Genomic DNA, 13,945 nt, shown 5'->3' with positions numbered 1-13,945 from the left:
TGTTATACCTGTAACGTGCTAACAGGCTATAAGTTAATGGTCGGAAATGCTTTGTTACGGTGCTATACCTTAGCCCAAAAGCTGAGGCACCACCTTGTCGCCAAACACCTCGATAAAGCGCTCCTGCTGCAGGTTCACATTGTGCAGAATCAGCTGACTGAAGCCCAGGTCGAGGTCCTGTTGCAGCCACTCCACATGCTGGTTGGGATCGGAGGAGATGCGCACATGCGCACGCAGGTCTTCTTCGCGCACAAACATGGCCGCCTGCTCCAGCTGTTTGGCCGTGCGTAGGTCGGAGAGCACGGCACTCGGGAAGATGTTGGAACGCCACTGTTCGTGGGCTCCTTGCAATGCCTCTTTTTCGTCTTTGGCGTAAGACAGCTGCACTTTCAGGTACATCGGTTTGCCTTCGCCTCCCCCTCGATGGAAGGCATCTACCATCTTCTTTAACTCCTTAGGAGGCTTGGATACCGTGATCATGCCGTCGGCCCAGCTGCCCACCCATTCGGCGGTTTCCTCGGTAATGGCGGCTCCGATGATCTTGGGTGCTATTTTGGCGCGGGTCCAGAGTTTGGCTTCTTCCACCGTCACCAGGCCGTGGTGCGTGACGGTCTCGCCGTCCCAGAGCGCCCGGATGATGTCGACGCACTCTTTGAGTCGGTCGTTGCGGTCCTGCTTTACGGGCCAGTGCTCGCCCGTGATCTGCTCGTTGATGTACTGGCCGCTGCCCATGGCGACCCAGAAGCGCTCCGGAAACATTTCGGCCAGCGTAGCGGCGGCCTGCGCAATAATAGCCGGGTGGTAGCGCTGCCCGGGGGCATTGACGATGCCGAAAGGCAGCTGGGTGGCCTGCATGGCCGCCCCGAGCCAGGACCACGCAAAGCCGCTCTCGCCCTGGTCGAGGCTCCAGGGGGCAAAATGGTCGGAGGACATGGAGGCATTGAAACCAGCCTGCTCGGCCTGCTGCACAAACCGGAGGAGTTCGCTGGGTTTAAATTGTTCGTGCGAGGCGTGGTAGCCGATGCGCAGGGTGCTGTCTTGTTGCTTCATAGGTATAGCCGCTTGGGTTTAGGTAGTAAGGCATACGGCGAGGCTTTGCACTTTGGTTCCGGAAGGAGCGACAGGCACAAAAAAAGGGCAGACCCCAATGGCCCGCCCTTCGATTGCCTAGGTATATAGGCCCGATTATTTTACCTTCGCCAGGAAGGCCTTTACGTGCTGGTGGAAGAGTGCCGTTTGCTCCTGGTAAGGGCAGTGGCCGGTGTCCATCGGCCGGTAGGTGGCATTTTTGAACTTGAACAGTTTGTAGTGCTCCGGACCAACGGACAAGTCGTTGTTGCCCGAGATGACGAGTACCGGCATTTTGAGCGAGGCGCTTTTGATGGTGAAGTCCTGCGTATATTCGGGGAAGTCCCATACCTTGCTGCCGAAGTCCCAGTTGATGGTGGTGTCCATCACGGCGTTCATTTGGTCAAACATCTCCTTTTTGGGGTACATCATCTTGTACATCACGCCCTGCTGGTTGAGCTGGGAGGCCACGCCGTTGAGCGCTTCGCCAATAGAGCCGCCCGTTTTGCGAAACTCCGACTCAGGCTTGCCCAGCAGGCGCGCGCCGTTCTTGACGTAGCTCTCCAGCGCATCGTTCAGATATAGCGTGGAGTTGACGAAAATGGCCGCGCTGACGCGTTTCGGATGCTGGTAGGCGTACTCAGTGGCGATGGTGCCGCCAAAGGAGTGCGGCATGAGCATCCACTTGTTGTAGCCCAGGTGCTCGCGCAGTTCCTCAAAGTCCTGCACCACGCGGGCCAGCGAGTAGTCTTTGGATTCGGAACTGGAGGAGCGACCGCAACCGCGCTGGTCTACGTAGATCATGGTCATGTCCTGCTCCACAACGTCGCCGCCGAGGGCGTAGAAATACTTGGTCCAGGAGCCGGGGCCACCGTGAATGAATAGGCAAGGCTTGCCCTCACCCGCCATGCGCACGTAGAGTTGCACGCCGTCCGAAGTGGTGAAGTAAAAGGATTTATTTACGGCCTGAGAAGCATGCGCAAGCGCAAAAAGCGTGAGCAACACGCAGATAAAGCGTAGCTTTTTCATGGAAAAGGGGTAGGGTGATCAGAAAAAATCTCACAAAAGACGCATAAAAATTTGAAACAGTATCAATCGGCCTGAAATTATTGGTGAACAGGTATAAAAGGCTGGTTATAAGTTTATTTTGGAAGGTATAGTAACAGAATGACAGATCTGAAAGAACGTGATTTTGAGCGGGAGCTGAGCTTCCAGGCTTCGCGGAGTGGCGGGGCCGGCGGGCAGAACGTGAACAAGGTGGCCAGCAAGGTCGAGCTGCGTTTCCATGTGGCAGAGTCGCAGCTGCTGAGCGAGGAAGAAAAGGCGCTGGTACAGGAAAAGCTGGGCAGTCGCATCAACGGCGAGGGCTACCTGCAGGTGGTTTGCCAGGCGGAGCGCAGCCAGCTGCAAAACAAAGAGCAGTGCATCGAGCGCTTCTACGAGCTGCTCCGGCAGGCTCTCACCCGCCAGAAAAAGCGGAAGGCCACTAAGCCCACCCGCGCCTCGGTACGCAAGCGGCTGGAGAGCAAGCGCCGCCAATCCGACAAAAAAGCCAGTCGCAACGGTTTCAAAAACGACTACTAAGGTATGGCATGGCCGCTCGTCTACTGGCCGGCTTTCACACCAAACTTTTCAAGCTAGCTACCGAGTTATAGCCGCTTTCTTTTGGCGCAGGTATACGAGGCGGCCCTTCAGGTGCGTTCCGATAAGACTGTCAGCCATATCGCACTGCTTTCAATTTTCGAAAAAGACAGGCCAAGAACGGGCGGTTTGATTCTTTTCTGTAGAATAGGTAAGATATTTGCAGCGGCAGGAATCGGACTCCGAAGACAAGACATGAAGAAGATTTTTATTACGACACTCTTAGTGGCGGCTGCGGCTACGGCCAGCCAGGCGCAGAAATACAGAACAGCGGCGGGTATACGCCTGGGCGGTGACCAGTTCGGCGCCACCCTGCAGCAGCGAGTTGCCGAGAAAAGCACCCTCGAAGGTATAGCCCTGGTCGGCTCGCGCGAGTACAGCGGCACGGTGCTCTACCAGCACCACTGGCCCATGCTCGGTAAGCGATTCAACTACTACCTGGGAGGCGGCGGCCACATCGGCAACCTCAAAGACCAGGGCGTGTTCACGGGGCTGGACGCGATTGTGGGGGTAGAGTATAAAGTGAACGGGCTGCCCTTCTTGCTTTCTGCCGATGTAAAGCCGGCCCTGCACTTCAACCACGAAGACTGGGTGAACCTGGCCACGGGCATCTCGATCCGCTATGTGATTGTACCGGAGAAGAAGGAGAAAAAGAAAATCTGGCCTTTTGGCAAGCAGCAGGAAGAGGAGGAAAAGTCGGGTTGGCCGTTTGGCAAAAAGAAAGAACCCGAGCCGCCTAAAAAGAAGGTATGGCCATTCGGTAAAAAAGAGGAGCCTGCTCCGGAGCCAGAGCCTGAGAAGCGCATCGACCTGAACAAGATATTCAAGAAGAAGGAAAAATAACAGCAATCGCCCGACCTCCCACAGGTCGGGCGATTGCTGTTATAAGGGCAATGTCTTTCTGGTCGCTCAGCTTGGAAGCGAACGTGCGGCAGGAGTTAGAATACGGTCTGGAGAGGTGTTGGGCCAAGGTATAGGTCATGTTATCGGTAGCAAGACGGCCCTTAATGGGGTTTGCTACAGCATGGCCACTGGCTGGGAAGCAGAGCTTTCGGCGCCGTACAGCAGGGTAACGCGATCCTGCTGCAGGCGCTCGGCCAACAACACACGCTCGTCAATGGTTTTTTTCAAGGCAAAGCCAAATGAGGCTACCAGTACGAAGAGGAGAATGATAATTTTCATGGTTTTATAGATACTAATGGCGGAGTTAAGGAATCGGTAAGATCGGCTATGCTACTTTAACAGAGAGTCGCGCGAAACGGTGATGACTACCTCAGGAAGCAGGTTCGGGTAGCGTTCCAGCTCTCTCAGTTCCTGGCGGTGCCTAATCTCTTCTATGTCGCTGGCAGTTTTCTTGCCTGCGGTGCCCAGAGCTGCTGTAAGTCCGAACAAAAGAATTAAGATTTTCATAGTGATTTAGTTTAGGATGATGTGTGAAAGGGTTGTACGCGATCAGGGTGTCAGGCCTTTGGTGCTACGATCAGCACTTCTGGCAACAGGTTAGGGTAGTTGCGCAGTTCTCTTTGCTCTTGCTGCAGTTTGTGTTTGGCTGCGGACTCACGCATATCAGAAGATGTCTTTTTAGTGGCGGCTCCGAAACCCAGTACAATGGCGAATAATAAGATGATGATTTTCATGGCGTTTTATATTTAAAGGTAAATCTTGTTATGCTTTCTAAGTACTTAATAGATAGTGCAATTAGGTAAAAGGTTGCTTGGTGCTTCTAAATTTTTTTTTATTTGTAATTGGCATATTACATTTTGTGTGCCAATACTATAAAACACTGTAAATCAACATGTTGTGTAAATAAATAGTAGTTCTGTCTACTAAAGCCGTCCAATAGCGTACAGGTCTTTGTTCGAAAACGGACACAAACAAAGCACGCTGTTGCGCTCAAAGCACGCTGTTGCGCTGTTTTAAATCTTTTCGGACACTTAATTGTAAAATATACAGCCGTTTACCGCCAAGTGAGCGGCTGTGTCTACATAAGCTGGATAACTATGTACAAAGGAACCTTAATAGCGCTTGGAGGAGGGTTTGACGATGATTTGATTAAGCTAATCAGGTCTGAAATATGCCCTTTGCATTCAAACATAGAAGTAATCGCAACGGCGGCTACCGAACCACAGGAGGCCGGTTTGGCTTACAAAGAGGCTTTCGAGGAACTGGGTTGCAACAAAGTGGAGTTCATGCTGATTGATGAAAACCACGCTGCAGACCAGCCCGAATACATCAGCCGTATTCAGCAGGCCGACGTTATTTTCTTTACCGGAGGCGATCAGGTTCGCCTGAATAAGTTTCTGAACGGTACGCAGCTGCTGGAGATCATGCGCCGCCGTTATCACCAGGAGCCCATCATCATAGCCGGTACCAGTGCAGGTGCCGCCATCATGTCGGACCGTATGATCTACGACGGCTACGGGCACTACTCGCTCATCAAGGGCGAAATGAAGACTACCATCGGTTTCGGGTTTGTCAGCCATCTGTACATCGACACACACTTTGTGGAGCGCGGCCGTTTTGGTCGGTTGGCCCATGCCGTGGCACACGACCCGGCCTATGTCGGGGTCGGGCTGAGCGAGGAGACCGGCATCATTATCAAAGAGGGCGATAAAATAGAAGTGTTTGGAACGGGTGTCGTTACCATCATCGACGCCAGCAAGATCAGATTCTCCAACACAAGGCAGGTATCGGAGAACGAGCCGATTGCGGTGGAGAACCTGGTGATGCACATGCTGGTAGAAGGCTACCGTTATTGCCTGAAGGAGCACTTGTTCCAACCGGTGGAGCAGCACCTGCCGGGCTCAGCCCAGCAGGCGAGCGATGCTGCCGCCAGCTTGGCCTAGGGCCTTACCCTGTCTTCCTGCTGCAACTCCATGTTGACGGCCACGCCTGCCTTGGCGCCTTCGGCCGCCGCCACAATCACGAGCTGCATGTCGCGGGCCGCATCCCCGGCTACGTAAAGGCCCGGGATGTTAGCCTGTTGCAGGCGCCGCGTCCTGATAACCCCTTTGCTGGTAAACTCACAGCCCAGCTGACGGCCCAGCTCTGACTGCTGCTTTGTCTCACCGGAAAAGAAAAGGGCCTCCTGCGGCCGCGTTTCCCCGTTTCGCAGTACAATTCGCTGTAGCATACCTTCTTCTCCTTCCACCCGGGCAATGGCGTCGGTGCATACCTTTACCTCGTTCAGGTTAAGCAGTTCCATGTCTTTGTTGTTGAGCTTCCGGGTGCCGTCTGTATAGAGGGTCACGTCGCTGCTCCAGTTTTTCATAGCCAGGGCTTGGCCTATACCTGAGCGATCCTTTCCGTACACGGCAATGGCCTTGTCACGGCTTTCCCAGCCGTCGCAGTAGGGGCAGTGGTGCACACTCAGGCCGTACAGTTCCTCTATACCTTCCACTTCAGGCAGTGTGTCTTTCAGGCCGGTTGCTAATATCAGCTTGCGGGAGTGGTACACGTGCCCTTCGCTAGCTTCTACCACATAAGTGCCTTTACTGTAAGTAGCGTCGCTCACGGGATGGTCTACTATCTGTATGTTGTATTTTTTAAGCTCTTCGCGGCCTTTCCGGATAAAATCGGCTGGGTTTACGCCGTCGCTTGACAGGAAGCCATTCATGCTTTTGGACCAGCGGTTGCGGGGCTTTCCACTGTCAAACAAAAGCACTTTGCGGCGGGACCTGCCCAGTATCATGGCGGCATTCAGCCCTGCAGGGCCTCCACCGATGATGATCACGTCATATATTTCCTTCATTGGTTTGATCTGTTGAGAGTATGTAAACGTAGATTGCCCGGATGAGGTAGGGCGGCGGGCAAAAAAATGCCGTGGTGCCATCCAGAGGGCATCATCATGCAGCTGGGTGCACGTTTTTCGACTAATATGAGAGTTTATTTGAAAAAAGGCGGGGCAAGCGCTTTTTAAGTATGAATGTTTTATATATTTGTTTAACCTTATTAACACCCTACATCTAAAAACAAGTCGCATTTTATGAAAAGCAAAATCTTAGCCTTATTAGGTAGCGCCCTGATTTCAGGTACAGCCCTGGCCGGCGGATACCAGGTGAACCTGGCTAGCCAGCGCCAGATCGGTATGGGCCATACGGGCACAGGCCTCCTGACGGGTACGTCCAGCATCTTCTTTAACCCAGGTGCCATGAGCCACATTGGCTACAGCGGCGTGACGATAGGCGGTAGTGCGCTTGTCTCTAAAATAGCCTACTCTGCCCCTGAATCTAGCGGTGTTACGGCACGCACAGATAACCCGCTGGGCACTCCTTTCCAGGTATATGGCGTGTATCAGGTTAATGAGAAGTTCTCTGCCGGTCTTGGTGTGTATACCCCGTTTGGTAGCACTGTGGAGTGGGGCAACGAGTGGAGCGGTCGCTACGGACTGAACCAACTGAAACTGCAGGCCATTTATGTGCAACCGACCGTTAGCTACGCCATTACCGACAAGCTGGGTATAGGTGTGGGCCTTTCTTACGTAATCGGAAGCGTGAACCTGCAGCGTTCGGTGCCGGTGCAGAGCCAGGACGGCACAGAAGGCGGCCTGGAACTGGATGGCAGCGCTGAGTCGGCATTCGGCTTTAACGCAGGTATCTACTTCCAGCCAACGGAGAAGCTTTCTATCGGTGTGAACTACCGCTCTAAAGTGGACCTGAAGGTAGAAGGTGGCGACGTGATGTTCAGCAACATTCCGGCTGCAGCCCGTGGCAACTTCCCGGAAGGCACAACTTTCAACGCGGAGCTGCCAATGCCGTCAACCCTTTCGGTAGGTATAGGCTTTAAGCCAACCGAGCGCCTGACGCTTGCTGCTGACGTGAGCCATGTAGGCTGGGATGCATACGAGAAACTGCGTTTCGATTTTAGCAAGCCAGTAGCGGGCAGCCCTACATCTGAGGCAGCCCGTAACTACGAGAACGCTTTCATCTACCGCATCGGTGGTGAGTACATGGTGAGCGATGCCTTGGCCCTTCGTGCCGGCGCTTACCTCGACAAAACCCCTGTGCAGGACGGCTACCTGACGCCAGAAACGCCGGACTCTGACTCGCGCGGTCTTTCTGCAGGTATAGGCTACTCTGTTTCTGAAAACTTCAGCATCGACGCTTCTTTCCTGTACATCAACAAAAAAGAAAGAACAGATGCGGCTAACCTGTCTAACGGTGTTCCGGGTACGTTTAAATCTGTCGCCTATATCCCTGGTATCGGTCTGAACTTCAAATTCTAATTTTCTTTAGCAAAGTATATGAAAAAGATTTTCTATAAATCGAGTGTGCTGGCCTTGATGGCCGGTATGTTCCTGACAAGTTGCGATCCGGAGATTGATAGCCCAGCGGCGAGTTCGGGAGAAGCAGATTTTAGCACTTATGTGGCGCTAGGAAACTCCCTGACAGCGGGTTTTGCTGACGGAGCGCTATACCGTGAGGGACAGCAAGCATCCTATCCAGCAATTCTGGCCCAGCAGTTTGAACAAGTAGGGGGAAGCTCTGATTTCAGACAGCCTTTGATGCCGGAAGGTGTGAGTGTTGGAAGCCCTAGGTCTAACCCTTCGAACCCTAGCATTGTAGAGGTGCCACAGAAAAGAGTATTACGTGCACAGCCTGATTGTAGAGGAGATGTTGGTTTAGCGCCAGTTGAAGCTGGTAATGCGGCCGCACTTACTCCTACTTTTTTGGGTCAACTAGCACCAACTGTTCAAGGCCCCTATAACAACTTAGGTGTGCCAGGTGCAAAGTCATTCCATTTATTAGCCCCTGGATATGGTAACCCAGCAGGGTTAATGACTCAGCCTGCTACAGCAAACCCATTCTTTGCACGCTTTGCTTCATCTCCTAACACAAGTGTTATAGCTGATGCGATGGCCCAAAACCCAACTTTCTTCACGCTGTGGATAGGAAATAACGATGTGCTTGGATATGCACTTGCCGGCGGTACCCCAGCACCAACCAGCTCTGACTATCCAACAAACAAGGATATGTTTACGGCTTACATAGCTGGGTTAGTAAATCAACTGACTAGCAACGGTGCCAAGGGTGCCTTGGGAAATATTCCTGATGTAACGAAGATTCCTTTCTTCACTACTGTGCCCTACAATGCACTGGTTTTAACAGCAGAGCAAGCAGCTCAACTTACAGCAGGATATGCGGCAAAAGGACTTGGCCACATCACATTCCAGGCGGGCCCTAACGCATTGGTTGTGTTAGAAGATGGTATACCTCGCAAGGCAACTCCTACAGAACTAATTCTCCTGCCTGCTGCTGATTTGATAAAATGCCAGAATTTGGGATCAGCTACACCGCTTCCAGACCAACTGGTCCTGTCTGATGCTGAGCTGGCGATCATCAAAGATCATACTAATAGCTACAATGCTTCAATCAAAGCAATTGCAGATGCTAAAGGTCTAGCCCATGGCGATTTCAATGCATACCTTTCCAGGCTGTCTACCGGTTTCGCTCAGAATGGCGTAGCTTACAACTCAGCTTTTGTAACAGGTAACATTTTCAGCCTCGATGGCATCCACTTCACGCCAAGAGGTGCTGCATTGGTAGCGAATGAGTTCATCAATGTGATTAATGCAAAATATGGTGCCAGAATTCCTAAAGTAGACGAGACACAGTACAAAACTGTAGCACTCCCTTAGTTTCTGAGGTTTTCTAACGCTAAGTAAAAAAGGCGCCTCCCGCATTGGGGGGCGCCTTTTCTGTTTTATCAGGTATAGGCCAGGTATAAGCGGCAGGTATAGCCGGCTATACCTTAATGCGCTTCGAGCCAGTTCTTACCCACACCCAAGCCAACTTCCATTGGCACGCTCAGGGGCAGGGCGTTGGTCATCAGTTCCACGATCTTCGGCGTCACGATGTCTATTTCCTCTTTTGGAGCATCAAAAAGAAGTTCGTCGTGTACCTGCAGGATCATGCGGGTGTTCAGGTTCTCGTGGCGTAGGTACTCGTGTATGTTGATCATCGCGATCTTGATGATGTCGGCGGCGGTGCCCTGGATCGGGGCGTTCACGGCGTTGCGCTCGGCAAAACCGCGCACGGTGGCGTTGCGCGAGTTGATGTCGCGGAGGTAGCGGCGGCGGCCCAGCAGGGTTTCTACATACTCATGCTCGCGCGCTTTCTCGATGGCGCTGTCCATGTACTCCTTCACGGCCGGAAACTCCTGGAAGTACGCCTCGATGATGTCGGCGGCTTCGCGGCGCGGTATACGCAGGCGCTCCGACAAGCCGAAAGCCGAAATACCGTAGATGATACCGAAGTTGATCGTTTTGGCTTTGCGGCGCATCTCGCTGTCCACCTGGTCGAGTGGCACGTGAAACACTTTGCTGGCCGTGGAGGCGTGAATGTCGAGGCCGTTGCGGAAAGCCTCTTTCATGGTCGGGTCGCCGCTGAAGTCAGCCATGATGCGCAGCTCAATCTGGGAGTAGTCCGCCGAAATGATGAGGTGTTTGCTGTCGCGCGGCACAAAGGCTTTGCGAATTTCGCGGCCACGCTCTGTCCGAATCGGAATGTTCTGCAGGTTCGGGTTAGTCGAGCTCAAGCGACCTGTGGCGGTCACGGCCTGATTGAATGAGGTATGCACGCGGTTGTCGAGGGAGCATACCAGCTGCGGCAGGGCATCCACGTACGTTGACTTCAGTTTGGTCAGCTCGCGGTGGTCCAGGATCAGGCGCACGATCTCGTGCTCCCCAGCCAGCTTCGACAGAATTTCCTCGCCGGTGGCATACTGGCCGGTTTTGGTTTTTTTGATCTTAGCCTTGCCGTGCAGTCCCATCTTGTCGAAGAGCACCTCGCCGAGCTGTTTGGGGGAACCGATGTTGAACTCGGTGTCGGCCAGCTCAAAAATGCGGGTCTCAATCCCTTTGATCTCCTGCTCGAGCAGCATCGAAATGTCGGCCAGCGCGTTGGCATCGATCGATATACCTTCTTTTTCTATACCTGCCAGCACCTGCACGAGCGGGTTCTCCACTTCGTTGAACAGTTTCATCAAACCCTGCTCCTGCAGCAGCGGCTCAAAGTAGCGCTTCAGGCGCAGTGTGATGTCAGCGTCCTCGCAGGCATAGTCCTTCACCTGTTCCGGCTTCAGGTCAGCCATCGTGATCTGGTTCTTGCCTTTCGGGCCGATCAGGTCGGTGATCGGGATAGGGCTGTAGTTAAGGTAAGTCTCGGCCAGCACGTCCATGTTGTGGCGCATTTCAGGCTCCAGCAGGTAGTGGGCCAGCATGGTGTCGAACAGCGGACCACTCACCTCAATGTCATAATTCTTCAGCACAAGGATGTCGTACTTGATGTTCTGGCCGATCTTAGCAATACTGGGGTTCTCGAGCATGTCTTTGAACTCAGCGGTGATGCGCATGGCTTCTGCTTCATCGTCGGGTGGTACGGGTACGTAATAGGCCTCGCCCGGCAGGTAGCTGAACGACATACCCACCAGTCTGGCCGTGATCGGGTCGATGCTGCTGGTCTCGGTGTCGAAAGAGATCTCCTGCTGCTTCTGCAGGTAGCGGATCAGGCTTTGGCGCAGGGCCGGTGTGTCTATCAGGTGGTAATCCTGCACAGTGTTGCTGAACCGCTGGAAGGGTACTTGCTCGGTGGCTATACCTGCTTCGTCTTCCAATTCGGCTGTGGCAGCAGCGGCTGTATCGAAGAGGGAGGTTTGTTGTTGGTTCGTGGGCTTGGCGCGTCTGGCCGCGGTTTTTGCTACCGGTGCATCTGCCATCGCAATGCCCAGCACGCGCTGCATCAGCTGACGGAACTCCAGTTCGGCAAACAGCTCAGCCAACTGCTCCTCGTTCGGGCCGTCGTAATGCAGGGCCTCAGCGCTGAACGGAACTGGCACGTCGCAGTGGATGGTAGCCAGCTCTTTGGACATCATGCCCTGATCGGCAAAGTTGACGATGTTCTCTTTTTGCTTGCCTTTGAGCTGATCGGCGTTGGCAATCAGGTTCTCCACGGAGCCGAAGCGCTGGATGAGCGCCTTGGCGGTTTTCTCGCCGATGCCCGGTATACCCGGTATGTTATCCACGGCATCGCCCTGCAGACCCAGAATGTCGATTACCTGCTCCACCCGCTCGATCTCCCATTTCTCAAGCACTTTGGCGATGTCCCATACCTCCACGGCATTGCCCAGGAAGGCAGGCTTGTACAGGAACACATGCTCGGTCACGAGCTGGCAATAGTCCTTGTCGGGCGTCATCATGTACACGTCGAAGTTGTCCTTTTCGGCGCGGCAGGCCAGCGTACCGATGATGTCGTCGGCCTCATAGCCGTCCATGATGAGCACCGGTATGTTAAAGGCCTCTACAATTTTCTTGCAGTAAGGTATAGCCAGCGAGATATCCTCGGGCATGGCTTGCCGGTTAGCCTTGTACTCGGCAAAGTTGTCGTGGCGGAAGGTCTTGGCTGCTGAGTCGAAAGCGACCCCGATGTGCGTGGGGCGCTCTTTCTGAAGCACTTCTACCAGCGTGTTGGTGAAGCCGAGCACAGCGCCGGTGTTCATGCCTTTGGAGTTGATGCGCGGGTTTTTGCTGAAGGCAAAGTGTGCCCGGTAGATCAGGGCCATGGCATCAAGCAGGAATAATTTTTTACGTGGTTCGCTCATAGGTATAAAGGTATAGGCTGATGGCTTCCTTTGCAAATTTCGGGAGACGCGCAGCCCACAAGGTATAGCCGTTCCGGGTTTATACGCCGCTTCGCTATACCTTGTGAGGAAAATATTTTCATAGTAAAAATAAAATATATAGATTCCACAATAAATGGAATAGTCTTTGTAACTTCCTACTACAAGAATGAAAATAAACAAATATTAAAAATAAGAGCAGGATGACACACCTCACGAAATGGAAACAAGCGGTACTTAGTGTATGTTTTGTATTGATAGCCACATTGGGCTACAGCCAGGATTTGATCGTAAAGAAGAGCGGAGAGGAATTGATAGGAAAGATTGTGAAAGTGGGGGAAGACACCATCCACTATCGCATGCTGAGCGAGGAGAAAGGGCCTTTACGCTTTGTGCTCCGGGGCGATGTGGCCTCCATGCAGTTTGCCACCCAACCCTCTTCGCAGCAGCGCCAGCTGAGCCAACTGCCGCAAACCACGGACGAGTACGCTTCTAATACTACTGCTGTGCCAGCGACTGCCGGCACTCCGCGCACCTATACCCAGGAAGAACTGATGTACCAGGGCCGCCACGACGCTCTGCTGTATTACAAAGGGCAGGGACCGCTTTGGGGCACGGCCGGCGCCACTTTCCTGTTCCCTCCTGTGGGGTTGGTGACAGGCATCGTAACGGCTGCTGTTCCACCTAGTGTCGATAACATGTTTCACCCGAACTACCAGCTCATGAAAGAGCCCGTTTACCGTGATGCCTTTAAAAAGCAGGCGCACAAACGCAAAGTGGGCAAGGCTGCCGCCGGCTTTGGCATTGGCTTCGGATCTCTGATCGCACTGGCTCTTATGCTGGGCGCTTCTTAAGCAAGACATACTCCATTACCCAGTTTGTACTCCCCAAACTGTGGAATTTCCGCCACACCACCCGGCAGATTCCACAGTTTGGGGAGTTTTGGTTTTGTGTTTAAGTAATTGATTTTCAGTTATATAATTTTTATATATAGTTTTGGCACACTTTTGACTAATAGGCTTCATGAAAATTAAAATTGAGCGACAGAATAAAACTATGAAAAAAATAACCTACCTGGCAGCCGCCATCGCATTCTTTGGCTTTGCCTCTCTTGACGCCAACGCGCAGACTGACAAGAACAAGAAGAAGTCGAAGAAGAAAGAGAAAGTAGAGCAGACTACTGAAACAGAAACCGAGACGCAGGCCGAAACTGGAAATCAGGTGAGCTACGAGCAGCAGACGCAGGTGACAACTGAAACACAGACGCAAACACAAACTGCAGCGCAGCCAGGCGACGAAAAGCGCGAAGCCATCACGCAAGAGGATCTTCCGGAGCCGGTGCAGCAGGTGTTAGCAGCCGATGCCTTTAAGAGCTGGCAAATTGTAGAGGTGTACCGCATCTCTCCTAACGCAAATGCCGCTGGTGCCAATGCACAAGGTATGGAGAACCGCGCCGAGCAGGCCAACCAAAACGCGCAGAACACCAACGTACAGGCAAGTGCCCAGGGCAAGGGTGCCAAAACCATGTACGAGATCTTGTTCAAAAACGAGCAGCAGCAGACCGCTAAAGTTCGCATTGATGAGCAGGGCAACATTATCCAAGACCAAAAATAAGCCACAT

General features: G+C 53.0%; 15 protein-coding genes. 7 read left to right on the top strand and 8 right to left on the bottom strand.

Translation table 11 applies throughout. The features are described from left to right. Positions 1-69: 69 nt before the first annotated feature. Positions 70-1,050 (bottom strand): TIGR03885 family FMN-dependent LLM class oxidoreductase, encoded by a 981-nt coding sequence (locus B0B12_RS09185; protein ID WP_076668128.1) that lies wholly within the window; start codon positions 1,048-1,050, stop codon positions 70-72. A gap of 135 nt (positions 1,051-1,185) precedes the next feature. Further along, positions 1,186-2,097 carry an alpha/beta fold hydrolase gene (locus B0B12_RS09180; protein ID WP_076668127.1) on the bottom strand — a complete coding sequence of 304 codons (912 nt, stop codon included), beginning with the start codon at positions 2,095-2,097 and terminating at the stop codon, positions 1,186-1,188. Between the two features lie 138 nt (positions 2,098-2,235). Here B0B12_RS09180 and arfB point away from each other — a divergent pair, with 138 nt between their 5' ends. Continuing rightward, positions 2,236-2,652 (top strand): alternative ribosome rescue aminoacyl-tRNA hydrolase ArfB, encoded by a 417-nt coding sequence (gene arfB, locus B0B12_RS09175; RefSeq protein ID WP_076668124.1) that lies wholly within the window; start codon positions 2,236-2,238, stop codon positions 2,650-2,652. A 252-nt stretch (positions 2,653-2,904) separates the two neighbouring features. Further along, the gene (locus B0B12_RS09170; protein ID WP_076668122.1) at positions 2,905-3,552 is read left to right on the top strand and encodes a hypothetical protein; all 648 of its coding nucleotides are present in this window, start codon (positions 2,905-2,907) and stop codon (positions 3,550-3,552) included. On the opposite strand, the gene B0B12_RS20295 is transcribed toward B0B12_RS09170, so the two are convergent. Genes B0B12_RS20295 through B0B12_RS20280 form a run of 4 tightly spaced genes read right to left on the bottom strand, consistent with a single transcriptional unit; the run spans position 3,533 to position 4,346 of the window. Continuing rightward, the gene (locus tag B0B12_RS20295) at positions 3,533-3,691 is read right to left on the bottom strand and encodes a hypothetical protein (RefSeq protein WP_170871844.1); all 159 of its coding nucleotides are present in this window, start codon (positions 3,689-3,691) and stop codon (positions 3,533-3,535) included. The two genes, B0B12_RS09170 and B0B12_RS20295, sit on opposite strands and share 20 nt — an antisense overlap. Positions 3,692-3,726: 35 nt before the next feature. Then, the gene (locus tag B0B12_RS20290) at positions 3,727-3,891 is read right to left on the bottom strand and encodes a hypothetical protein (protein WP_170871843.1); all 165 of its coding nucleotides are present in this window, start codon (positions 3,889-3,891) and stop codon (positions 3,727-3,729) included. Positions 3,892-3,942: 51 nt separating this feature from the next. Next, entirely contained in the window at positions 3,943-4,119 is a 177-nt protein-coding gene (locus tag B0B12_RS20285; RefSeq protein WP_170871842.1) for a hypothetical protein, read from the bottom strand. Positions 4,120-4,169: 50 nt separating this feature from the next. After that, entirely contained in the window at positions 4,170-4,346 is a 177-nt protein-coding gene (locus B0B12_RS20280; protein ID WP_170871841.1) for a hypothetical protein, read from the bottom strand. Between the two features lie 363 nt (positions 4,347-4,709). Here B0B12_RS20280 and B0B12_RS09165 point away from each other — a divergent pair, with 363 nt between their 5' ends. Beyond that, on the top strand, positions 4,710-5,555 hold the full coding sequence (locus tag B0B12_RS09165) for a cyanophycinase (protein WP_076668119.1): 846 nt from the start codon (positions 4,710-4,712) through the stop codon (positions 5,553-5,555). Here the strand turns inward: B0B12_RS09165 and B0B12_RS09160 are convergent. After that, positions 5,552-6,460, bottom strand: coding sequence for an NAD(P)/FAD-dependent oxidoreductase (locus tag B0B12_RS09160; protein ID WP_083704171.1), 909 nt, complete (start codon positions 6,458-6,460; stop codon positions 5,552-5,554). The genes B0B12_RS09165 and B0B12_RS09160 overlap by 4 nt on opposite strands. A 234-nt stretch (positions 6,461-6,694) precedes the next feature. On the opposite strand from B0B12_RS09160, the gene B0B12_RS09155 reads away from it, so the two are divergent. Further along, a complete protein-coding gene (locus B0B12_RS09155; RefSeq protein ID WP_076668117.1) occupies positions 6,695-7,933 on the top strand; it encodes an OmpP1/FadL family transporter in 1,239 nt (412 codons plus the stop codon). An 18-nt stretch (positions 7,934-7,951) separates the two neighbouring features. Further along, positions 7,952-9,346, top strand: coding sequence for an SGNH/GDSL hydrolase family protein (locus B0B12_RS09150; protein ID WP_076668110.1), 1,395 nt, complete (start codon positions 7,952-7,954; stop codon positions 9,344-9,346). 113 nt (positions 9,347-9,459) lie between these two features. Here the strand turns inward: B0B12_RS09150 and polA are convergent, their stop codons facing one another. Next, positions 9,460-12,306 (bottom strand): DNA polymerase I, encoded by a 2,847-nt coding sequence (gene polA, locus B0B12_RS09145; protein ID WP_076668109.1) that lies wholly within the window; start codon positions 12,304-12,306, stop codon positions 9,460-9,462. A gap of 221 nt (positions 12,307-12,527) precedes the next feature. On the opposite strand from polA, the gene B0B12_RS09140 reads away from it, so the two are divergent. Next, the gene (locus B0B12_RS09140; RefSeq protein ID WP_076668108.1) at positions 12,528-13,178 is read left to right on the top strand and encodes a hypothetical protein; all 651 of its coding nucleotides are present in this window, start codon (positions 12,528-12,530) and stop codon (positions 13,176-13,178) included. Between the two features lie 202 nt (positions 13,179-13,380). Then, on the top strand, positions 13,381-13,938 hold the full coding sequence (locus B0B12_RS09135) for a hypothetical protein (RefSeq protein ID WP_076668107.1): 558 nt from the start codon (positions 13,381-13,383) through the stop codon (positions 13,936-13,938). Positions 13,939-13,945 lie beyond the last annotated feature (7 nt).

Source organism: Pontibacter indicus (assembly GCF_900156345.1).
In the GTDB taxonomy this organism is placed as follows: Bacteria; Bacteroidota; Bacteroidia; order Cytophagales; family Hymenobacteraceae; genus Pontibacter; species Pontibacter indicus.
The sequence above is the reverse complement of the archived record's forward strand: the minus strand, read 5'-3'. Positions and strand labels throughout refer to the sequence as shown.